24 protein-coding genes are annotated in these 22308 nt (G+C 42.8%); 10 read left to right on the forward strand and 14 right to left on the reverse strand.

Translation table 11 applies throughout. The annotated features are described in order from the left end of the window. Positions 1-173: 173 nt before the first annotated feature. The 8 genes from FTU58_RS06505 to FTU58_RS06540 all read right to left on the reverse strand — a co-directional run bounded on the left by FTU58_RS06505 (position 174) and on the right by FTU58_RS06540 (position 5466). Entirely contained in the window at positions 174-1196 is a 1023-nt protein-coding gene (locus FTU58_RS06505) for an NAD(P)-dependent alcohol dehydrogenase (RefSeq protein WP_004974093.1), read from the reverse strand. Between the two features lie 74 nt (positions 1197-1270). Continuing rightward, entirely contained in the window at positions 1271-1840 is a 570-nt protein-coding gene (locus FTU58_RS06510; RefSeq protein ID WP_179997044.1) for a DNA-3-methyladenine glycosylase I, read from the reverse strand. A 52-nt stretch (positions 1841-1892) separates the two neighbouring features. After that, positions 1893-2138 carry a hypothetical protein gene (locus FTU58_RS06515; RefSeq protein WP_104852758.1) on the reverse strand — a complete coding sequence of 82 codons (246 nt, stop codon included), beginning with the start codon at positions 2136-2138 and terminating at the stop codon, positions 1893-1895. 18 nt (positions 2139-2156) lie between these two features. Then, positions 2157-2696: a M23 family metallopeptidase gene (locus FTU58_RS06520; protein ID WP_131261236.1), complete on the reverse strand. Its 540-nt coding sequence runs from the start codon at positions 2694-2696 to the stop codon at positions 2157-2159. A gap of 60 nt (positions 2697-2756) precedes the next feature. Beyond that, positions 2757-3791: an A/G-specific adenine glycosylase gene (mutY, locus tag FTU58_RS06525; protein WP_179997045.1), complete on the reverse strand. Its 1035-nt coding sequence runs from the start codon at positions 3789-3791 to the stop codon at positions 2757-2759. Between the two features lie 136 nt (positions 3792-3927). Then, positions 3928-4290 carry an HIT family protein gene (locus tag FTU58_RS06530; RefSeq protein WP_070155794.1) on the reverse strand — a complete coding sequence of 121 codons (363 nt, stop codon included), beginning with the start codon at positions 4288-4290 and terminating at the stop codon, positions 3928-3930. A gap of 69 nt (positions 4291-4359) precedes the next feature. Next, the gene (locus FTU58_RS06535; protein ID WP_180062233.1) at positions 4360-5100 is read right to left on the reverse strand and encodes a dienelactone hydrolase family protein; all 741 of its coding nucleotides are present in this window, start codon (positions 5098-5100) and stop codon (positions 4360-4362) included. Between the two features lie 207 nt (positions 5101-5307). Beyond that, the gene (locus FTU58_RS06540; RefSeq protein WP_179994334.1) at positions 5308-5466 is read right to left on the reverse strand and encodes a DUF1328 domain-containing protein; all 159 of its coding nucleotides are present in this window, start codon (positions 5464-5466) and stop codon (positions 5308-5310) included. Positions 5467-5657: 191 nt separating this feature from the next. On the opposite strand from FTU58_RS06540, the gene FTU58_RS06545 reads away from it, so the two are divergent. Next, positions 5658-6110, forward strand: coding sequence for a YcgN family cysteine cluster protein (locus FTU58_RS06545; RefSeq protein ID WP_136144131.1), 453 nt, complete (start codon positions 5658-5660; stop codon positions 6108-6110). Between the two features lie 117 nt (positions 6111-6227). Then, positions 6228-7496: a replication-associated recombination protein A gene (locus tag FTU58_RS06550; protein WP_179991247.1), complete on the forward strand. Its 1269-nt coding sequence runs from the start codon at positions 6228-6230 to the stop codon at positions 7494-7496. Positions 7497-7610: 114 nt separating this feature from the next. Here FTU58_RS06550 and FTU58_RS06555 read toward each other — a convergent pair whose 3' ends face one another. From FTU58_RS06555 to dapA, 4 genes are all read right to left on the reverse strand, one after another. Then, positions 7611-7823, reverse strand: a complete 213-nt coding sequence (locus FTU58_RS06555; RefSeq protein WP_004974113.1) for a cold-shock protein — start codon at positions 7821-7823, stop codon at positions 7611-7613. Positions 7824-8182: 359 nt separating this feature from the next. After that, positions 8183-8902 carry a phosphoribosylaminoimidazolesuccinocarboxamide synthase gene (gene purC / locus FTU58_RS06560; protein WP_004974116.1) on the reverse strand — a complete coding sequence of 240 codons (720 nt, stop codon included), beginning with the start codon at positions 8900-8902 and terminating at the stop codon, positions 8183-8185. 36 nt (positions 8903-8938) lie between these two features. Then, the gene (locus FTU58_RS06565) at positions 8939-9538 is read right to left on the reverse strand and encodes a hypothetical protein (RefSeq protein ID WP_026438344.1); all 600 of its coding nucleotides are present in this window, start codon (positions 9536-9538) and stop codon (positions 8939-8941) included. 14 nt (positions 9539-9552) lie between these two features. Further along, positions 9553-10452: a 4-hydroxy-tetrahydrodipicolinate synthase gene (gene dapA / locus FTU58_RS06570; RefSeq protein WP_131261232.1), complete on the reverse strand. Its 900-nt coding sequence runs from the start codon at positions 10450-10452 to the stop codon at positions 9553-9555. Between the two features lie 971 nt (positions 10453-11423). On the opposite strand from dapA, the gene mhpT reads away from it, so the two are divergent. The 4 genes from mhpT (at position 11424) to ppk1 (ending at position 16218) form a co-directional block, all read left to right on the forward strand. Then, positions 11424-12650, forward strand: a complete 1227-nt coding sequence (gene mhpT / locus FTU58_RS06575; protein ID WP_131261231.1) for a 3-(3-hydroxy-phenyl)propionate transporter MhpT — start codon at positions 11424-11426, stop codon at positions 12648-12650. 196 nt (positions 12651-12846) lie between these two features. Next, positions 12847-13248, forward strand: coding sequence for a hypothetical protein (locus FTU58_RS06580; RefSeq protein WP_131261230.1), 402 nt, complete (start codon positions 12847-12849; stop codon positions 13246-13248). 47 nt (positions 13249-13295) lie between these two features. Then, a complete protein-coding gene (gene pncA / locus FTU58_RS06585) occupies positions 13296-13922 on the forward strand; it encodes a bifunctional nicotinamidase/pyrazinamidase (RefSeq protein WP_104852749.1) in 627 nt (208 codons plus the stop codon). 232 nt (positions 13923-14154) lie between these two features. Beyond that, positions 14155-16218, forward strand: a complete 2064-nt coding sequence (gene ppk1 / locus FTU58_RS06590) for a polyphosphate kinase 1 (protein WP_131261229.1) — start codon at positions 14155-14157, stop codon at positions 16216-16218. Between the two features lie 106 nt (positions 16219-16324). On the opposite strand, the gene FTU58_RS06595 is transcribed toward ppk1, so the two are convergent. Beyond that, on the reverse strand, positions 16325-17584 hold the full coding sequence (locus tag FTU58_RS06595; protein ID WP_180062234.1) for a hypothetical protein: 1260 nt from the start codon (positions 17582-17584) through the stop codon (positions 16325-16327). A 78-nt stretch (positions 17585-17662) separates the two neighbouring features. On the opposite strand from FTU58_RS06595, the gene serB reads away from it, so the two are divergent. The 3 genes from serB (at position 17663) to FTU58_RS06610 (ending at position 20309) form a co-directional block, all read left to right on the forward strand. Then, positions 17663-18883, forward strand: coding sequence for a phosphoserine phosphatase SerB (gene serB / locus FTU58_RS06600; RefSeq protein WP_004974136.1), 1221 nt, complete (start codon positions 17663-17665; stop codon positions 18881-18883). A gap of 401 nt (positions 18884-19284) precedes the next feature. Beyond that, positions 19285-19620 (forward strand): ciprofloxacin tolerance protein AciT, encoded by a 336-nt coding sequence (aciT, locus tag FTU58_RS06605; protein ID WP_004974137.1) that lies wholly within the window; start codon positions 19285-19287, stop codon positions 19618-19620. Positions 19621-19829: 209 nt separating this feature from the next. Continuing rightward, on the forward strand, positions 19830-20309 hold the full coding sequence (locus tag FTU58_RS06610) for a hypothetical protein (protein WP_004974140.1): 480 nt from the start codon (positions 19830-19832) through the stop codon (positions 20307-20309). Positions 20310-20371: 62 nt separating this feature from the next. Here FTU58_RS06610 and dtd read toward each other — a convergent pair whose 3' ends face one another. Beyond that, positions 20372-20812, reverse strand: coding sequence for a D-aminoacyl-tRNA deacylase (dtd, locus tag FTU58_RS06615; protein WP_004974142.1), 441 nt, complete (start codon positions 20810-20812; stop codon positions 20372-20374). A 234-nt stretch (positions 20813-21046) separates the two neighbouring features. Between dtd and pncB the strand changes: the two genes are divergently transcribed. Next, the gene (pncB, locus tag FTU58_RS06620; RefSeq protein WP_026438345.1) at positions 21047-22252 is read left to right on the forward strand and encodes a nicotinate phosphoribosyltransferase; all 1206 of its coding nucleotides are present in this window, start codon (positions 21047-21049) and stop codon (positions 22250-22252) included. The last annotated feature ends 56 nt before the right edge of the window (positions 22253-22308 follow it).

Raw genomic sequence — 22308 nt, forward strand, 5'->3', positions numbered from 1 at the left:
CTTTTCTAGTTTGGCACGTGGCTTTGCAGCCTGTGTCGATTCAACTTTTTAATATATGCTGCTTACGCAGTTTATTCTATAACAGACTGAATATCTAAAACATTTTTTATACATAAATCTTGCCCATCTGAGATGAGCAAGACCGTTAAATTGGGCAAGATTTAACTTAAAAATCAGTCAAAGTCGGCCTTTAACACCACCCGATAGCGTGCCTTGCCCTGATGCAAATGTTCAATTGCCTGATTGATTTGTGACATCGGAAAAACTTCCACCTGTGGGGCAATCTGTTTGCGTGCGGCAAATTGTAGTAATTGACGCAGCGCTGCAGGCGAACCTGTCGATGAACCAGTAACCGATTTTGCACCGCCAATTAAGCTGCCCGCCTTAATTTGCATGGGTTCTAGCGCTACACCTAGCATGTGAATAGTGCCATGTGGTGCAAGCGTACTTAAATAAGCATTCCAGTCCAAGCTTACGTTTACCGTACTTAAAATCAGGTCAAACTTGCCACGCTGGGTTTTAAGGGCAGCAGCATCACGGCTGTTCACTACATGGTCTGCACCCATAGCCAGTAATTCTGCGGTTTTGTCTGGATTGGAACTGAACGCCGTAATTTCACAGCCCCATGCTTTTAATAATTTGATGGCGATATGCCCCAAGCCACCAATACCAATCACCGCAACATGATGTACTGCCTGAATTTGATGTTTCAAGATCGGATCAAATACGGTAATTCCACCACAGAGCAAAGGCCCTGCACTGACAGGATCGACCTCATCGGGTAATGGAATTACCCATTGCCAACCTGCACGGACTTTATCGGCAAAACCACCTGCATGTCCCACAATGGTTGCGGTAGTGCCATTGCTGCACAGCACTTGTTCGCCTGCAATACAGGCATCGCAGTGTTGGCAACTGTCTGCAGTCCAGCCAATGCCTACACGTTGCCCCACGGTTAAGCCTTTGGCCTCACTGCCTAATTGGGTAATCGTGCCAATAATTTCATGTCCTGCCACCACAGGATATACCGAGGAATGCCAGTCATTTTGAATGACTGAAAGATCGGAATGGCATAAGCCACAATATTCGACTTTGACTTCTACCTGATGCGCCTGCAATTCACCCGCATCAAATTGATAGGCTTGCAGGGCTTCACCTGCCTGCATTGCGGCATAGGCTCGAATGGTATTACTCATATTGCACCGTCCTTGTCATCGACTGACTGTATTGATTGGTGATCTTGCTGTTATGGGGTGAGCAGTTTTGAATACTAAAGCTTGGATGTTGTTTTAAAGTGACAGTGATTTTCATGGTCATCGACCATGCCCACAGCCTGCATAAAGGCATAGCAGGTGGTCGGGCCTACAAATTTAAAACCATTTTTCTTTAAGGCTTTCGACATGGTAACACTGGCGTTGGTTTGTGCAGGTGCAAGACGATAGTCAGGTACATCATTCCTAATAGGTCGCTGTGCGACAAAATCCCAAAGCCATGTCACGACGTCTATATCGGCATCTTTTAGTTTTTGCCATGCACGTGCGTTGTCACGAATTGCTTGTAATTTGCCTCGATGGCGAATTAATCCAGCATCTTGTAATTTGAGCGTAAGATCATCATCACTAAATGCGGCAATTTCAGCAATGCTGTATTGGAAAAAATGTTGACGATACGCCTCACGTTTTTTTAATACAGTAATCCAAGACAAGCCTGCTTGCTGTCCCTCTAAACACAGCATTTCAAATAAATGCACTTCGGCAAATACAGCTTGTCCCCACTCTAAATCATGATAGGCAATATAGAGCGGATCATCGGAACACCAGCCACAGCGTTGTATCGTCATGGGTCATGCTCCTTGTTGAATAGATAGCTGAATAGATGTGAATGGGACGGACTTAAAGCTGAAATGCTGCCCATTGGTCATGTTGGTTATCCCAATAATATAGTTCTGCCTGTTGCAGATCGTGAAAGGAAATCCAGTTGTCTTTACCAACTTTATCTGAATAACCTGTGCTGATGAGCAGGGCATCTTCAGTAATTTCCATGACCCAGCCTTGATGGACTTGTCCTGCCAATACAATTTTTTGTTGATTGCCAGATTCTGCAAATTCCACCAATCGATTTATCAAGGCTTCAGACATGAAATGTTCCTAACAAAATTAACGTAAATAAGGATAAGGATTGACCGCACCGCGTCCTTTACCATTTAAATAAAGTCCGTAATGCAAATGTGCGGCAGTGTGTCGGGCGTTGCCTGTATTGCCGACATAGCCAATATGCGTTCCTGCCTTGACATAATCGCCCACGTTTAAACCGCGTTTATGTCCATCCAAGTGTGCATAGTAATGCCAAGTGCCTGCAGGCCCTAATATCCAAATTACTTTACCACCTAAGCGATTATCGCGTAAGTCTGCAATTAAACCTTCTGTAGCGCTATACACTTTGCTGCCTTTGGCGGCAAGAATATCAATGCCTTCATGCAAACGTCCGCTACTACGAGATGCACCCCAAGTGTCATTCAACTGATGCGCTTTAATGCCCTGCACAGGAATGGGCAAGCGAGTTTTTAAACTCATTTGATTGAGTTTTTGCACCAAGGCAGGCGGGAGTGGGGTACTGGGACGTTTCGGTGCAGAACTACAGGCCGCAATCAATAAGGTAAAGAGTGACAGGCTTAAAACAGCAATCCATCGAAACATAAGACATCCTTGTAATGGCAGTGAAAGCAAAGATTTCATTCATCACGATGCTTGACTATGTCACAGATTGATTGCCGAGATCAATTTTTTCATGGCCGTCGGAATGCCCAAATCGCTGGCTTTTTGCGGACTATACCAATCTGCATTCAGTTCTATTGCCAAGTGTTCTTGTAGATCAGCATCGACCTGAAAACACAGTGCTTCAAGCTGCCAAGTGAAATGGGTAAAGCTATGTGAAATCTGTGCGCGTTGCTGTACCTGTTTAAGGCTCAAGCTTTGACACAGTTGCTCAAAAGCCTGTGCATCTTCAATAACAGGCAAACACCATAGTCCACCCCAAAGTCCTGTATTGGGACGTTGTTGCCATAACCACTGATCTGCGCATTGCAGTACTAAGACCTGTGCAGATTTAACGGGTACGGCTTTTTTCGGTTTTTTAAAGGGCAATTCCTGCTCTAAACCTTGTTGATGTGCTTTGCAGTGTTGTTGCATTGGGCAATATAAGCACAGTGGTTTTTTGGGGGTACAAATGGTGGCGCCCAAATCCATAATAGCCTGCGTATAGTCGTGATTACGCACTTCGGGGCAGAGCTGTTCTGCCAGTTGCCACATGGCACGTTCATGTACAGGTTTGGATAAATCATCTTCAATAGCAAAAAAACGTGCTAAAACCCGTTTGACGTTGCCATCCATAATGACGCCGTATTGGCGTAAACCCAGCGACATCATGGCACCACCCGTAGAGCGACCAATGCCCGGCAAAGCCATCCACTGTTCGAGCGTACTTGGAAAATGTCCTTGCTGTGCCACAATGGCTGCGGCTTTATGCAAGTTGCGGGCGCGGGCGTAATAGCCTAAACCTGCCCAATACGGTGCAACTTCATCCCAAGTTGCACGTCCTAAATCTTGCACTGTCGGAAAGCGCTGCAAAAAACGCTCAAAATATTGCAATACGGTTTTGACCTGAGTTTGTTGCAGCATGATTTCAGACACCCACACCGCATAGGGATCATCGGCGACTTGCCACGGCAGGTCATGGCGTCCGTGTTGATCGAACCACGTGAGGAGAGCATCGGAAAATGAAAAAGCAGTCATGCGAACCCAGTTTGTAAAGTAGCGGCTTAGTATAGCCAAACTGGCGTGGGAATTACGTGCATAAAAAAAGAAGATGAGCGTGCATCTTCTTCTTTAGGTTTGGTTTCACTTGGTTTGGGATAAAACGAGTCGTGGTTTAAATTTGACCGCTCATACCCCAACGGTTATCCAATTTTAAGGTCTGACCTTCATAGCGTGGAATAATGTGGATGTGTAAATGCTCAGATTTAGCATCAAACACATCGCCATCATTAAAACCCACATGGAAACCTGCAGGTTGATGACGCAATTGCAACTCATTGCGCGCCAATTCTAATAAAGACAATAAACTTTTACGTTCTTTGTCTGTAATGTCAAAAAAAGAGCCGACGTGACGTAGCGGAATGATCACGCAATGTCCTTTAGACAGGGCATTGGGTTCAGGCAAAATTACCCCAAATTCATTTTTTGCCAAAACATCATAATCATCAAAATTGCAATAAGGGCATTGCTCAGTCATTGTTATATCCTCTTCTTTAAAATTTTCTTGGCTTGCGTTGAGTATATGCTGCGTAATGTGAACAGCAGATTAATCTGCTAAACGACGATCCAACACTTCATACATGGCAGCTAAACCTTGTTGCTCTGCCGATGCGTTATAGCCTAAATCGACCCCATTGGCTTTGGCACGTTCATCGGCTTGAGGGTTACTAAAGCCGTGTTTGGCATCTTCAAAAATAATCACTTCATGCTCTACTTGAGCCGCGTGCATTTCTTCACGGAAACTTGCGACGTCGTCTAAAGTCACCATGCTGTCCAGTTCACCATGCAACACCAAAATCTCGGCTTGTACCTGACCTTGTTGTGCAGGGGCTTTCGGGCTGAGGTTGGCGTGGAAGGTCACCACTGCTTTTAATGCTGCGCCAGAACGAGCCAAATCCAGAACGACTTTGCCGCCATAACAGAAACCAATTGCAGCGAGTTTATCGCGATTTACTTCAGGTTGGGCAGCTAAAGTGTCCAAAGCTGCAGACGCACGAGTCACAATTGTGTCAGCATCTGCAAAAGTTTGCATCATCCATTCATTGGCTTGGACTGCGGTGGTGGTGACTTTTTTATCGCCATACATATCAATCGCTAAGGCTGCAAAACCATGTTCAGCCAATTCACGCGCGCGTTGTTCGGTGTATTCGTTACGTCCCCACCATTCAGGTGCGACAATCACCCCCGCGACAGCTTGTGCTGTTTCTGGTGCAGCAAAATAACCGATCAGTTTGCTGCCATCTGCAGCCGTATATTCAATTTCGCGAGTTTTGATTGCTAAAGCCATGCCTTATTCCTTATCGTTTTCAATGCCATGATTAAAGCATAATAATATGGCACGCATTTTTAAAAACAGGGTAAATACTGCCTATAAATGTGAGAAAATATTTTTAAAATAGCCAAATTGGCATTTGTTGCGTAAAAAGCGGACATAAAAAAAGAAGGAAAAATCCTTCTTTTTTATCTGATTTTTAGGAATTTATAGACGAGGTCACTAGATTTTTCCGCGAGAGAGGAAACCAACAACTGCCAAAATCACAGCAATCACCAATAAAATAATGGCAAAGTCTTTGGATAAACCTGCGACACCACCAAAACCAAGTAAACTCGCGATTAACGCAATCACTGCGAAGATTATAGCCCAACGAAACATAATTGTTCTCCATGTGTTTTTATAGCTTCTGAATTTAGTATAGGGAGCTGAACGCAGCACACTGTTTTGTTTTTGTGTATTAAATGTTCAGTTGTTTGAGTTAAGTGTTTGATTCATTTAAAGACTAAACAAAAGCAACAAGTTGAAACAAGGCTGTTATAATGACGCAGTTTTGTTATTTTCTGTGCGCTATGTCTGATCAATTACGACCTGAATTTTGGAAAAACTATCCGCTGAATGCCTTAAATACTGCGGAATGGGAAGCCTTGTGCGATGGTTGCGGTTTATGCTGTTTGGTCAAACTAGAAGATGAAGACACGCAAGAAGTGGCCTATACCAAAGTGGCGTGCAAGTTACTGGACTGTAACACAGCACGTTGTTCAGATTATGCCAATCGCTTTGACTTTGTGCCCGATTGCATTCAACTTACCCCCGAAAAACTAGAAAAAATTCACTGGTTGCCGCCAAGTTGTGCCTATCGTCGTTTAAAACAGGGCAAAAATTTGCCATCTTGGCATTACTTAAATACGGGCTCACGCCAAAGTGTGATTAAAGCCAAAAAATCTGCGGCAGGGCGTTGTATTTCAGAACTGGATGTTGCAGAAGAAGATATAGAAGATTATGTGGTGCGTTGGGTGCGTTAATTCATACTGCAGAATAAACTTTGAATCGTGTTTTAGCGATAAATCGGTACGATTAGAAATACTCCAAAGCTTGAGATCATAGTAGACTAGGTTGAAGTCAAGTATAGAAATAACAAGATGTCAGAGAGTCATATTCCACTGCCTGAGCGTTTGCGTCCACGCGATTTATCGCAAATTATTGGTCAAGATCATCTTTTAGGTGAGCAAGCGCCGTTACGCCAAATGATTGATCAGGGGCATTTGCCTTCAATTATTTTCTGGGGGCCACCAGGGGTGGGGAAAACCACCATCGCTTTGCTGTTGGCGCAGGCGGTAGATCGTCCTTTTATCAGCCTTTCTGCCTTGAATACTGGGGTCAAAGAGCTGCGTGAAATTATTGCCGAAGGCGGCGATTTGCTCACACCAGTGGTGTTTATTGATGAAATTCATCGCTTTAATAAGTCGCAGCAAGATGCCTTATTAAATGCGGTGGAAAAGGGCAAAATCACCTTAATTGGTGCGACCACTGAAAATCCATCTTTTGAAGTCAATAGTGCGCTGCTTTCACGTTGTCAGGTCTATACCTTAAAGGCTTTAGATGCCGATTCGATTCAGACTTTGCTTACTCAAGCCATTCAGCAAGATCAATTCTTAAAAGACCGTTATATTCAGATTGAAGAATTTGATGCTCTGATTCAGTTTGCTGCAGGTGATGCACGCAAGGCTTTAAACCTACTGGACTTGGTGGCAAGCACCTTTGAACCCGAGGTGGAAAATATCATCACCAACGCGATTGTGGTCAAGGTTGCGCAACAAAACATTGCCCGTTATGACAAGTCAGGCGAGCAACATTATGATTTGGTATCGGCTTTTATTAAGTCAATTCGTGGCAGTGACCCCGATGCTGCATTGTATTGGATGGCGCGCATGCTCAAAGGCGGTGAAGACCCGAGCTTTATTGCGCGTCGCATGTTGATTGCTGCTTCGGAAGATATTGGCAATTCAAATCCGAATGCCTTGTTATTGGCAGGCGAGTGTTTCCGCTCGGTACAAGTGCTGGGTATGCCCGAAGCGCGGATTATTTTAGGACAATGTGCAGTATATTTGGCAACCAGTGCCAAAAGTAACAGTACTTATTTGGCAATTAATAAAGCCATGGATTTGGCTGAAAAAACCGCCAACTTACCTGTGCCACTGCATTTGCGTAATGCACCGACCAAACTGATGAAAGAACAACGCTATGGCGTAGATTATTTGTATCCGCACAATTACCCAGAGCATTTTGTGCTACAGGACTATTTGCCGCCTGAACTGAAAGGCACAAAGTTGTATGAGTCGGCACGTAATAAACGTGAAGTGGAAGGTGAGCGTTTACAACAACGTCGTTGGCAGCAGACTCAATCCTAAGCGATTTGGTATAGCTGAAAAGATATTTGTAAAAGTATTGGCATAAAAAAAGCTCAAGAATCAACTTGAGCTTTTTTAGATTTGTTTGCAGCCTTGAGTGCTGCATTCAAAGGTTTAAAGCGGTTTGATGTTTACAGCATTCGGGCCTTTTTGACCTTGCGCAATGCTGAATTCAACTTGCTGACCTTCGTGTAAAGTCTTGAAGCCTGAGTGTGCGATTTCGCTGAAATGCGCAAACACATCTGGACCAGATTCTGGTTGAATAAAACCAAAACCTTTAGTTTCGTTAAACCACTTTACCGTGCCTTTCATTGTCGGATTTGACATAGGGAAATATCCTGCTGAATTTTAATATGTTGCAATCTAAAAAAGATTTGGAATAACTGGGAAAAAGATGCGACTTAAAATCTGAACAAACGAAGGATTACAAAATAAAACTACGGACTTAGACGATTAAAACGAACTTCATATTTTTCTAGTATGACAACAAGCATACACGGAATTGCAGAATACACAATTTAAATTCAGATAAATTTAAAAATAGGCAGACAGACTGGGCATTGTGGATGGGGCGATTTTTTCAAAGATTTGGTTTGTAAACCCTGTTTGGTCTACAGCAAAATACAAAAAACCGAGCAATGTTGCTCGGTTTTGGGAATTCAGCTTTTAAAATTGAAAAGCTTGAATTAGATATTGTCTAAGTCGATGCCTAAACGTGCAGCAACTTCTTCATAAGCTTCAACCACACCGCCTAAACCTTGACGGAAACGGTCTTTGTCGAGTTTCTTCTTGGTGTCTTTGTCCCATAAACGGCAACCGTCTGGAGAGAACTCATCACCCAACACAATACGGTCGTGGAATACACCAAACTCAAGTTTGAAGTCGACCAAAATCATGTTACCTGCATCAAACAATGCTTTTAATACATCGTTGACTTGGTAAGTTAATTCTTTCATTTTTGCCAATTGTTCAGCATTGGCCCAACCTAAAGCAATCGCTTGAGATTCGTTTACCATTGGGTCGCCAAGAGCGTCATCTTTAAAGAACAATTCAAATGTAGGTGGGGTCAGTTCTTTACCTTCTTCTACACCTAAACGACGGCAGAGTGAACCTGCAGCGTAGTTACGAATAACGCACTCTACAGGAATCATGTCTAACTTTTTCACCAATACTTCGTTTGGTGTAAGTAGTTTTTCAAAGTGAGTTTCGATACCCGCTTCAGCCAATTTTTCCATGATAAAGGCGTTAAAACGGTTGTTCACCTTACCTTTACGATCTAGTTGTTCGATTTTTTCGCCATTGAACGCAGAGGCATCATCACGAAAGACTAAAATCAGGTGGTCTGCACTGTCTGTGGTATAAACAGATTTTGCTTTACCAGTATAGAGCAAGGTTTGTTTTAACATGAGGGAACCTTTTTCAAAAAAAAATGCCTAGTACGGCTAGGCTGGCCAATTTTGGTAAATCTGGGCCAACAGATCTGCAGCTTTTTCTTGATCTGCAAAGCTGTTATCGGCATTGAATACAGCTAGGTTGTTGCTCGAACCGACAGAGGTCAATCTTAAGACATAAATCTGTTGATCGACCTTAATGGTTGCCTCGTAACGGTTCTTACTTTGACCAACAATGCTGTAATTCAGACTGCTGAGGGTGGCAAGTGTGTATTGCCAAATTGTAGCAGAATTTCCATCAATTTTGAGCAACGGATTTTGGTTTCCGTCAACTACGGGTTGAGGACGTCCAATTTGCGTACTGTCTTGAACTGTGTTGCTGCTGGCTTGCATGGCTTCAGGACGTGGCATCGCAAAACGGTTGCCACGTGCATTTTCAAGCTTAGGTGCATTTGCCGTTGCTAAAGGGTCAACGCTTGGTGCAGGATACAACGGTGTTGCAGGTCGAACCACAGAACCTTCTGGATATTGAAGTGGTGCTAAAGTAGCGGCGTCTTTATAGTCCAATGAACCATTATTGATGGCAAGAGAACTACAACCAGCCAAACTCAATACTGAAAGTGCGGCGATAAAACCAAAACGTAATTGCATCATACTAAGCTCTTTTATTGAATGACACCCGCAGCCTGAAGGGCTTCGCGTAACGGTGCACGATATTGTTCTGCAAGCGGAGTTAATGGCAGGCGAATTCCTGTACCAATTAATCCCATTTCATGAAGTGCCCATTTCACAGGAATTGGGTTCGATTCACAAAATAGAATATTGTGTAAATTTGCAATCGCACTGTTTTGTTGCTCTGCACCTGCAGCATCACCTGCGATTGCAGCCGCGCAAACTTGGCTCATGGCTTTTGGTGCAACATTGGCAGTTACAGAAATATTGCCTTTTGCACCGTGCAGCATCAATTGATATGCCGTAGCGTCATCGCCTGAATACACCACCATGTTTTTGCCTGTTAAGCCAGCCAATAATTGCTGACCACGTGGAACATCGCCCGTTGCATCTTTTACGCCCACAATATTTGGGATGTCTGCAAGACGGATGACCGTTTCATTTGACATATCTACACCAGTACGACCCGGTACATTATATAAAATGATAGGTAAATCAACTGCTTCTGCAATTGCTTTATAGTGCTGGTATAAACCTTCCTGAGTTGGCTTATTATAATAAGGCGTTACCAATAAGGCCGCATCTGCGCCCAATTGTTGTGCTTCTTTGGTCAGTTCGATGGCTTCATGCGTTGAGTTTGCACCAGTACCAGCAATGACAGGAATACGCTTATTTGCGACGCGAATAATTTCTGCGATCACTTTGGTGTGCTCTTCCATACTTAAGGTCGATGCTTCACCAGTTGTACCTACAGCAACAATACTGTTGGTACCTTGTTCTATGTGCCACTCAACGAGCTTCTCGAGACCTTTCCAATCTACGCTGCCATCTTCTAACATTGGGGTGACAATTGCGACAATTGAGCCTTGAATGGTCTGTGCTTGCTGAGTCATTTTTTAAAAAGATCCTATTTTTCCATCCACAGAGGTGTAGAAAAGGTAGATGTGGATGGTTGCAGTATTTTGATTTGGGTCAAAATTCAATCAAATTGATTAAATAATGCTTAGCCAAATTATGACTGATTCAGTGTGTCAGAACAATATGCTTTCGTCAAAGCAATCATAAACTTTGTTTAATTTAGTATTTTAGGATCAGCAGCTTGTTGTTCAAAATAAAAAAATAATAACCATCTCCTTTGTACCCAAATTTTCATTGGTATGGCGCAACCCTCATCAGCACTTTTTTAGCCTCAAGTTTGAAATACAACGCTGAATATAGGGTCTGTTGACATTTCATAAATGGCTTGCGCTGTAGGCTAAAACTGAGCAGATCAGGCATGAAACGCAGGGAATAGCGAGACTATTGCTAAGTTTCATAACGCAATCTGAGAAAGTTTTAGCCACAGCCTTTCAGGGCGAGCATATTTTTTGCTGCTATTGCGTTATGTGCCAGTCATTTAGAATGACTAAATTTCCTGTCTCATGCCTTATATCAGCTAAAAAATCTTGCGAGATATATCTCTCACGTCGCAAACATAGATGAATTGTCAACAGACCCTAGATATTTATATAAAAAAACGCTCAATTCAGACCTTATAGCTCTTATATCTGACTGTTTTAATCGGGATATTTTGATTTTTGATTCTTAAGAATAATAGCTTTTAAGTCTACCTATGTTGTCGCTGACTTCTTAAATGGTGAGAAATCTTGCGCTGAATTTACTGCTTTAAGCGGGAAAATAGCGTGTAATTTGCCAGATTTATTGTTTTTTTCGCTATGTTTTTTTCTACATGCTGCGCAACACGTTTGCGCTGATCTGAAAAAATTCACTTTGGTCTAACACTTATTGATAGCTATTGCTGCAGTTTAAAACTGCGCAAGATGCAGGCTTTCACATGGCTATCTAATTCTAGTAGAGGGACCCAATGGATAGATCAACACAACATAGCGATCAGCGGCATGCGGTTATTACCGTCGCGATCTGCTTTTTAATTGCAGTGATTGAAGGTCTGGATATTCAGGCAGCAGGTATTGCTGCGGCAGGTATCCGTGAGCATTTTGGTTTAGACAGCTCGCAGCTTGGGGTATTTTTTAGTGCGGGTATTTTAGGTTTATTGCCAGGTGCTTTGGTTGGCGGACGTTTTGCAGACCGTATTGGTCGTAAAAAAGTATTAATCTGGTCTACAGCAGTCTTTGCTTTATTTACCTTATGTACGGTGTGGGTGAATAGCTTTGAAAGCCTATTGGCGGTGCGCTTCTTGGCAGGTGCGGGTTTAGGGGCAGCCATGCCAATTTTAATTACTTTGGCATCTGAAGCTGTTTCGCCACAAAACCGTGGTCGTGCTGTGGGCTTGATGTATTGTGGTATGCCTGTGGGTGCAGCCATTTTATCTTTAATTGCCAGTACAGATTTTGGCTCAAACTGGAAAAACATTTTCTATTTGGGTGGTTTGCTGCCATTTATTGTCATTCCATTGATGATGTGGTTATTGCCAGAATCACGTGAATTCTTAAAAGCACAAGCGGCAGGTAAAGATGTCACAGCACAAAATGCTGCGCCAAAAGCATCTTTTAAAGATTTGTTTAATTCACAAAACTTATTGCGTACCTTATTTATTTGGGTGAGTTACTTCTTTACCTTGATGGTGGTTTACATCATGTTGAGCTGGTTACCATCTTTATTTATGGAATTAGGTTTCTCGCGTAAAGAAGGCAGTACTGCACAGTTCTATTTCATGGTGAGTGCGACAGTCGGTACTGTAATTTTGGGTATGCTGACCGACCGTTGGAAAAAAGCCTACGTGATTTTATTGATGTATGGTGGTATTTTGGCAGGTTTATTTGCTCTAAATGCAGCGGGTTCACTCATGCAAATGTATATGGCTTCAGCTTTGGTCGGTGCTTTTGTGATTGGCTGTCAGGGCGTGTTATATGCTTTTGGTAGTATTGTCTACCCAACCGAAGTACGTGGTACTGGGGTCGGTGTTGCCTCTGCTGTTGGTCGTGTAGGCGCAATGCTTGGCCCTGCTATTGCAGGTCAGTTGTTGGCAGCAGGCTTTGGTGCGGCTGGGGTTATTTCAGCAGCCATTCCATGTATTATTATTTCAGCCATTTTCATGTTGTTATTGGTACGTCGTATTCAAACTGTTTAAAAGGATGAGAACAGTTGAAAGACCAAATAGCCTGCACCTGCAGGCTATTTTTTTGTATGTTGATCGCTGATTTTTGAGAGAAAATGCTCGAATGAAGTGTGACAAGTACTGTCGCAAAGCTGCCTGTTCTACTGGGTGGCAATGACGCAAGCAGGGTATAATAAGTCCTAAAAAACAGTAAATATAAGAGTATCATTTGAAGCAGAAAAAATTGATTGCAGAATTTCAGTTGGATCAACAGCAGTTTTCGCTGTATCTGATTGAATATGAATTTATTTTAGAACTGAAACGCCATTTTCGAGCAACACGGACTTCTCCAAAACAAAACGCGTGGCTGGCATTTGCCGATCAAGCTACTTATGAAGATGTCAACGCAGGTATTGATGCTTTTCAGGTGATGCGTTTAACCCGACAGCATTTGGTCAATTATTTAACTCGGCATCCACTGCCTTATTTTTATTTTCATGCCGCGACTGCACGCAAAGCCAAAATCTATCCACGTTTTGTACGGCAATTATTGTTACAGCTACCGAACTATCAACATTGTGCCGAAAACGATTCTTTTTATTTTTATCAAAGCGATACAACTCAGACTTAAATTTCAGCTATGCTGAGGGTAGCGTTTAAGATGGGAAAGGAAACAGCATGCAGCAGCTGAATAATGCCTTGATTGTGGTTGATGTGCAAAATGGTTTTTGTCCAGGAGGTAATTTGGCGGTTGCAAATGCCGATCAAATTATTCCCTGCATTAATGCGTTGGGACGTGTGTTTCAGAACATTGTGATCACCCAAGACTGGCATCCTGCAACGCATGTGTCCTTTGCTGCCAACCATGCAGGCAAACAGGACTATGAGCAGATTCAGCTCAGTTATGGCGAGCAAGTGTTGTGGCCTGTGCATTGTGTGCAAGGCACAGCTGATGCTGAATTACACCCAGATTTAGATTTGCCTACAGCACAATTGATTATACGCAAAGGTTTTCACGAGCAAATAGACAGTTATTCTGCCTTTATGGAAGCAGACCGCAAAACCACCACAGGCTTGGCGGCCTATTTAAAAGCCCGTGAAATTGATACGGTTTATATTGTGGGCATTGCCACCGACTTTTGTGTGGCGTGGACGGCAATAGATGCCTGTGAGTTGGGTTTTAGCACCTATGTGATTGAAGATGCCACCAAAGCGATTGATTTAAATGGCTCTTTAGAACAAGCATGGCAACAGATGTTGGCACAAGGAGTACAGCGAGTACAAAGTCAGCACTTACTTGGCTAAAACTAGATAACGAACTGGCCGCGAAAGGGAAGGGCGAAATCTTCCTTTTTGCTATAAAAATAGATTAAATGTAAAATAAAATAAATAAAAATCAATTTTTTACATATACCCAATTTTGACGAAATGTTCTGCGATTGATTGTGGGTGTAACATGATTGTCATAATATCTACCTACCATGCCTTGCACAGAGGCGAAATAAGCAGACTGTCTTAAAAACAGCATAGAGAAGATATGGAACACTTTCAGCATTCATCTGATACTTATTTTAATCGTGAACTCTCTTTAATTGAGTTTAACCGTCGGGTCTTGGCGCAAGCTTTAGACCCAGAGTTACCTATTTTAGAGCGACTCAATTTTTTAATTATTTTTTCACGTAATTTAGATGAGTTTTTTGAAATTCGCGTTGCAGGTTTAATGAAGCAACTCGATTTGAATGCCATTACCCGTACCCCAGATGCCATTCCGACTGAACAGGTCTTGGTAGAACTGTCTGATAAAGTGCATCAGGCGGTGAAGCAGCAATACGACACTTTAAATTATGCCATTTTGCCGCAGCTGCAAAGTTTAGGGATTCACTTTATTCAATACCATGACATTGTGGATAAACATAAAGCGTGGATTGCCGATTATTTTGCCCGTCAGGTACAGCCTGTTTTAACGCCAATTAGCCTAGACCCATCGCATCCATTTCCGCGTTTGGTCAATAAAAGTCTGAACTTTATTGTCAGTTTACAAGGCAAAGATGCTTTTGGACGTGAAATTGAAATGGCGATTGTGCCTGCGCCACGCTCTTTGCCACGTTTAATCAATTTGCCAAAAGAAGTGGCAGGTAGTGCGACTGAACATATTTTCTTGACTGCGATTATTCAGCAGCATATCAATGATCTGTTCCCAGGCATGAAAGCCACAGGTTGCTATGCGTTTCGAGTGACCCGCAATGCCGACCTGATTTTGGCCGAAGATGTCGATGATTTGGCAGTTGCCTTAAAAGATGAATTATCGTCACGTCGTTTTGGGCGTGCGGTACGTTTAGAAATTGAAGATGATTGCCCGCAAGATATTATTGATTATTTGCTCAGAGAGTTTGATTTAGATGAGCAGCAATTATATCGGATTAGCGGGCCGATTAACCTGTCGCGTCTGACCAGTAGTTTTGACCGACCTGAATTGAAATATCCACCTTTTGCACCTGTGATTCCAAAAATATTTCGGAAGCAAAAACCGATGTTTGAGATTCTGAAAAAGCAGGATGTGTTGCTACATCACCCATTTGACTCTTTTCAGCCGGTGATTAATTTACTCAAAGAAGCGGCGAAAGACCCAAATGTGTTGGCGATTAAGCAAACGCTGTATCGTAGTGGCCCAGATTCTGAAATTGTGCAGGTACTTGCAGAAGCCGCACGTAATGGCAAAGAAGTCACTGCCGTGATCGAGCTACGCGCACGTTTTGATGAAGAATCCAACATTATGGTCGCCAACGTCTTGCAAGAGGCAGGCGCAGTGGTGGTGTATGGCATTGTCGGCTATAAAACCCATGCCAAAATGATTTTGATTGTGCGTCGTGAGCAAGATCAGTTGGTGCGCTATGTGCATTTGGGTACAGGCAACTATCATGCGGGCAATGCACGTATGTACACCGACTATGGTTTGATGACCACACATCCTGATATTTGTGAAGATGTGCATCGGGTGTTTCAGGAACTCACAGGCATGGGCAGATCGGCAAAATTAAAAAACTTGCTGCATGCACCATTTACCTTGCACAGTGAATTGCTCAAACTGATTGAACAAGAAATCGGGTTTGCACAAGCAGGCAAAGCTGCCCGAATTATCATTAAAGTCAATGCATTGACTGAGCCTGAGTTAATTACGGCTTTGTACCGTGCTTCGCAGGCAGGGGTACAGGTCGATTTAATTATCCGCTCGATTTGTTGTTTGATTCCAAAAGTGAAAGGTATGTCTGAGCGTATTCATGTCCGTTCGATTGTGGGACGCTTTTTGGAACATACCCGCGTGTATTATTTTGAGCATGGTGGTGCAAAAAAATTGTACTGCGCCAGCGCAGACTGGATGGGGCGCAACTTATTTTCACGGGTGGAAACTTGCTTCCCTATTTTGGATGAGAAAATTAAACAGCGTATTGTAGAAGATGGCTTGCTGAGTTATTTGCATGACAATCAAAATGCGTGGGAGCTACAAGCCAATGGCGAATGGCAGAAAGCTGCTGTGGTGGGGCAGGCTGCTGTACACAATGCGCAAATGTATTTGGTCGAGCAGAAGCAGTTGAATGTGTAAATTGGGCTGCAGTAAATGGATGTGATCTAGCATCTGTGAGTATAAAAAACCTGAGTATGTGTGCATACTCAGGTTTTTATGCTTTTAAGGCATCTCATGGATTATTTTAAGAAGCTCTTGAATGTTTGCCTTTTAGAATTTCAGTTCGCAGGCTTTGCGCCAACTCAGCCGATTGGCTGTCCATGCCATTAACCATAAAGGCATGGCGCATCAGCACATTGGTCGGATTTGGCATACTCACCAATTCATAATGCGTAGACAGTTCATCTAGTAATTCATTCGGTAAATGCACTGCATTTTCACGAGCAGATAATTGATGCACCAAACGCTCTGCTGCCTGCACTGCAGATAACTGCATGGCTTCGACTGCGGTTGATAAACCACTGCGAGTTTGCAACACAAAACGCTTTTCTTCACGATAACGCTTATACAGCACTTCAGACAATAACTGGAACACCGTGCCAATCATGGCCATACAGGCTGCTGCATTTGGTGTATTGGCTGCAATACTGAGTGTTGCGCCATCTTCATGGAATGGTTGTACTGTTTGAATGTCGGAACGGTTTAACTTGTAGTGTTGTACGCACAGTTCAATGCTTTTGTTCAGGAAAATCTGACATAAGCTAAAATAAGGCACAGACACACTTTGCGTGACCGTGTCTAATAATTGTTTCGGGTCATAAAACTGAATATTCAGCGCAATGTTGTTTTGCTCTTGGCTTTGCTCAATGGCTTTGTTTGCTTTAGGCGACATCACAGGTTTAGGCTGTTGCTGTGCCTGCGCAAGTGCCAAAGCCGTTTGATGTTTTTCTTGTTCAAGGGCTTGCGTCAATAATTGTAATTCGTGTTTAAGGCGAGATTCATTATTAATGCGTGCTAAATATTCACTACGACTTGGACGGGCAATCGCGCGATAAGCCAACCATAACAAGCCATGAACCAATAATGATAAAAGTGTCGCTAACCATTGGGTACGCAGAATTTCACCAATACTTGGCTGAATTAAGGTAATTTCAATGCTGCCGACTTTCTTTTCATTGATGATTGCATCGCGGACAAAGACTTCACCTTCACGGGTACGTGACTGTCCACCTGTCGTCAAGACCTGATTTTGCGCATCTAAAATACGAATAGAAGCAATGCTTGGATTGGTGGCATAACGATTCACCAATAATGCCAGTGATACTGTATTGGCAGGTTCCAGCTCAGAAAGGCTGTCTGTGACCAGTTGGCTGGTCATTAACTGCCCCTGATTGGCGCGGTTTTCATTTAATTGGTGTGTTGTTGCAAGCACCAATAAAAAGGTGTGAAAAGCAAAACTTACAATCAATAGGCTAGCAAATAGCCCTTGTCTAGGCGCATTCAAGGTAAAACTTCCAAGGCATTTATATTCAATTTAGATTATGATTCTCACAATAGTTGTAGCTCAGACCCGAGTCAATTCATGCGAGAAATCATTCTTATATCATTTTTAGGACCTGACCAACCTAATCAGTTTACTCGATTAATGCAGGTATTGTCCGCTCATTCCTTACAAATCTTAGATGTTGGCCAAGCTGTTATTCATAATCAACTGACTTTAGGTATTGTTGTTGCATCAGAAGACCAGACTGCAACTGCTTTAGCCATGAAGGAGATTCTGATTTTAGCACATGATATTGGCTTAACTGTGCGTTTTAAACCAATCTCTGCAACTGAATATGAGCAATGGGTCAAAGAAGGCGGTCGTACCCGTTATATCGTGACTGCACTGGCACCAGAGCTGAATGCCTCACATTTACAGGCGGTCACGCATATTGTATCTAGCCAAGGTTTTAACATTGAAACTGTAACCCGTTTGTCGGGTCGCCCACAGCTTAATGTAGCCGAAGATGAACCTAAACGTGCTTGCATTCAGTTTGGATTAAGTGGACAAATGCTAGATGCAGTTGCCATGCGTGCTGCGTGTTTAAGCCTGTCGAATGAACTGAGTGTGGATGTCGCGGTACAAGAAGACAATGCCTACCGTCGTAACCGCCGTTTGGTGTGTTTTGACATGGACTCAACGCTCATTGAACAAGAAGTGATTGATGAGTTGGCGATTGAGGCAGGTGTGGGCGATCAGGTGGCGGACATTACCGAACGTGCCATGCAGGGTGAACTGGATTTTCAGCAAAGTTTCCGCGCGCGCGTAGCATTGCTCAAAGGTTTAGATGCTGCTGTGTTGCCTAAAATTGCCGAACGTCTGACCGTGACCGAAGGTGCTGAACGCCTGATTTCAACCCTGAAATCTTTGGGTTATCGCACCGCTATTTTGTCGGGCGGTTTCCAATATTTCGCAGAATATCTGCAGGAAAAATTGGGGATTGATGAAGTGCATGCCAACATTCTAGATGTGGAAAATGGCATGGTTACAGGCGAAGTAAAAGGTCACATTGTGGATGGTGCGCGTAAGGCATTATTGCTACGTGAACTGGCAGACAAAATGGGGATTTCTTTGGAACAAGCCATTGCGGTGGGTGATGGTGCGAACGACTTACCAATGCTTTCTATTGCAGGTTTAGGTGTGGCGTTCCGTGCTAAACCGTTGGTACGTCAAAACGCCAATCAAGCCATTTCAAGCGTGGGCTTAGATGGTGTGCTGTACTTATTGGGCGTGCATGACAAAGACTTGAACCGTGCCTAATATGACAATTCAATGAAAAAAACGCAGCAGTCATGCTGCGTTTTTTGTTTGTATAATCAGCAGATAACGATGAACGGTAAACAAAAACTGTCGATAAAAACCGCAACAGCATTGAATGAAAAAAATATTTTTTAAGGCAAAAAAATAAGGTGTTTTTTTGTAATGACACGCGAATAAAGAGCTAGCTTAGCTTCCCGAAAACTACAAAATTTAAAAAATGTAATGACAATATAATATTGCGACAAGGTGTGTCGCTTTATAAAAATACAAGTCTTTTTTTATCTAGAAAACGCAGCATAATGCAGACATAGAATTTAAATCGACATCCATTATTTATTTAAACGGTATTTGAAGTCGCAGACCAATTCAAAAAGAGGCTGCATCTTTAGACGGAGGTTTTTATGCTAACAGCGAATTTAGCGACCATTGTAGGCTTAAGCCTCGTCGCAGCTGCGTTGATTGCTGTTTTCTTTTCGCCTTATCGTCGCTGGTTAAACTTTATGTTGGCAGGTATGGTGTTTTGGGGTTTATTGGAAGTGGTGCGCTACAGTGTGCAAAGCGTATTTGAACTGCCAATTACCTACAGTTACTTGTCGGCAATTTTCTTGGCGATGACTTTGGTGACTTTATTATTATTACGAGAAGACCGTCGGGCAGAGCGTGCTTTGGCAAAACGTCGCTATATCGAACATACCCCAGTCTATGAAGACGATCAGCAGCAGTGCTCAAGCCGCTAAATCGTACAGACTAAATTCAAAAACTTTAAAAAGATGCAACTGGTTTGCATCTTTTTTGCTTTATCTGTACGGCAGTTTGCGCCATCCAAACAGCGACAAAATTTTAACACCCTCCTAAAGATTGTTATACAAAGCCTTGCAGCAAAAAGCGGGAGTTGTGATAGGATGAGTCTGTTCATTATCCAACAATTACAATAGGCTTCACTGTCATGAAACTTTCTGCAATTCCTGTGGTCAAACTTCCTTTGGTTGATGTCAGCACCGATCCACTTGACCTTCTCGTGGCAGGTTTGGCATTGCGTATGAAACAACTGGCACGTACCAGTCCAAAATTTATTGAGTTGGTGCATGAACGCCAGTTCCGTATTCAAATTGGCACAGACTTGGGTATGGCGCGTCAAATTATTGTCAACAATGGACATATTGACACTGTGGCGGGCGATGCAGAAAAAGCCGATTTTATTTTGCAGTTTGCAGACAGCGAGCAAGGCGTAAAAACCTTAATGAAAGGTGATCCAACTGCATTTATGACAGGCATGCAAAATGGCAGCATTAAAATGGAAGGTGATTTTGGCTTATTGGTGTGGTTTAACCAAGCAGCGAAATTGATTCCACCTAAACTACCAAAACCTGTAAAAGAAAAAATTAAAATGGCACGCCAGTTTATTAAACAAAAAACGGGTAAATAAGCTGCTCAGACCCAAACAAAAACCTCTGATCAATTTTTGACAGAGGTTTTTTTATATGTGATTTACTCGACTTCCAAACAAAAAGTCACAGGCCCGTCATTTACCAAATGCACTTTCATATCGGCAGAGAAAATACCTGTTTCCACCCTGTCAAACTGACTTTTGGCATAGTCCACCAATTGTTCATACAGCGCTTTGGCATCGTTTGGGGGCATCGCAGGGCCAAAATCAGGACGTAAACCTTTTTGAGTCTGTGCCATGAGGGTAAATTGTGAAACCAATAACACACTGCCATTGGCCTGACTGACATTCCAACCCATTTTGCCTTGTTCATCATCAAAAAAACGATATTTTAAAATTTTATCAATCAGCTTTTTGCCTTTCTCAAAATTATCGTCTTTGCCTAAGCCCAAAAATACCAAAATACCCTGTTGAATCTCGCCAGTGATTTCACCATCGACCACGACTTTGGCTTCAAGAACTCGTTGTAATAATGCGCGCATGGGGGACTAATTTTCTCAGTGTGGGGGATGGCTGCAGATTGTAGCAAACTTAGGCACTTTGGCGTGCATTAACATCAATCACGAAAGCATCAGAACGGTAGCTGCCCGCAGAGAGGTAAAATATCTTGGGAAGGCTACACTTCAGCAAAGTTGTAACAAGATTGTCGATAAAAGCCCTTTTTTGCTGAATAAAGTATGCTTTAATGCAAGAAGTACCGCGAAATGATGATCCCTATGACCCCCATTATTCAATCTCTGCTCGATACTGATTTATATAAATTCACCATGTTACAGGTGGTGCTGCATAAATTTCCGCAAACGCACAGTGTGTATCAATTCCGCTGCCGTAATCTTGAAGATACCGCGTATCCACTGAGCGATATTTTAGCTGAGTTGAATGCGCAGCTTGATCATTTGTGTCAGTTGAAATTTAAAGAAGATGAATTGCAGTATTTGCGTAATTTACGCTTTATTAAAAGTGACTTTGTCGATTATTTAGAATTATTTCAGCTCAAGCGTCGTTTTATTCACGCCAGTATTGATGCGCAAGGTCGTTTGGATATTCGGGTAGAAGGCCCGATGGTACAGGCCATGATGTTCGAGATTTTTGTCCTGGCAATTGTCAATGAACTGTATTTTCAGCGCATCCGTAATGATGAGGTTTGGGCAGAAGGTGAGCGCCGTTTACAGCAAAAAATTGCCCTGATTCAAAGTTACCAACAGCAGCAACTGCCTGAAGATCCACCATTTTTGGTTTCAGATTTTGGTACGCGCCGCCGTTATAGTTTTGCATGGCAAAAGCACGTGATTGCGGCTTTTCATCAAGCTGTACCTGAAGTGTTTCGTGGTACTAGTAATGTACTGTTGGCTAAAGAATTAGGCATTACCCCAATTGGGACAATGGCACATGAGTTTTTACAGGCATTTCAGGCGCTAGATGTACGTTTACGTGACTTCCAAAAAGCCGCACTAGAAACTTGGGTGCAAGAATATCGGGGTGATTTAGGCATTGCCTTGACTGATGTGGTCGGGATGGATGCTTTCCTGCGTGACTTTGATTTGTATTTTGCCAAGTTATTTGATGGCTTGCGACATGACAGTGGCGACCCGTATGTGTGGGGCGATAAAGCTTATGCACATTATAAAAAGCTAAAAATTGACAGTAAAACTAAAATGCTGACCTTCAGTGATGGCTTAAATGTCGAAAAAGCATGGGCCTTGCATCAGTATTTTAAAGACCGTTTTCAGGTTAGTTTTGGGATTGGTACCAACTTAACCAATGATATGGGGCAAACTGCGCTAAATATTGTGTTGAAATTGGTGGAATGTAATGGTCAGTCGGTGGCGAAATTGTCCGATAGTCCGGGTAAAACCATGACCGATAATGACACCTTCTTGGCATATTTGCGCCAAGTTTTTGATATTCAGGCACCAGTTTAAAGACCAACAAGCCTAAAAAACTGAAAAAAGACCGAAGAAAATCTTCGGTTTTTTTC

It is taken from the genome of Acinetobacter sp. YH12120 (assembly GCF_013418795.1).
GTDB classification, from domain to species: Bacteria; Pseudomonadota; Gammaproteobacteria; order Pseudomonadales; family Moraxellaceae; genus Acinetobacter; species Acinetobacter towneri.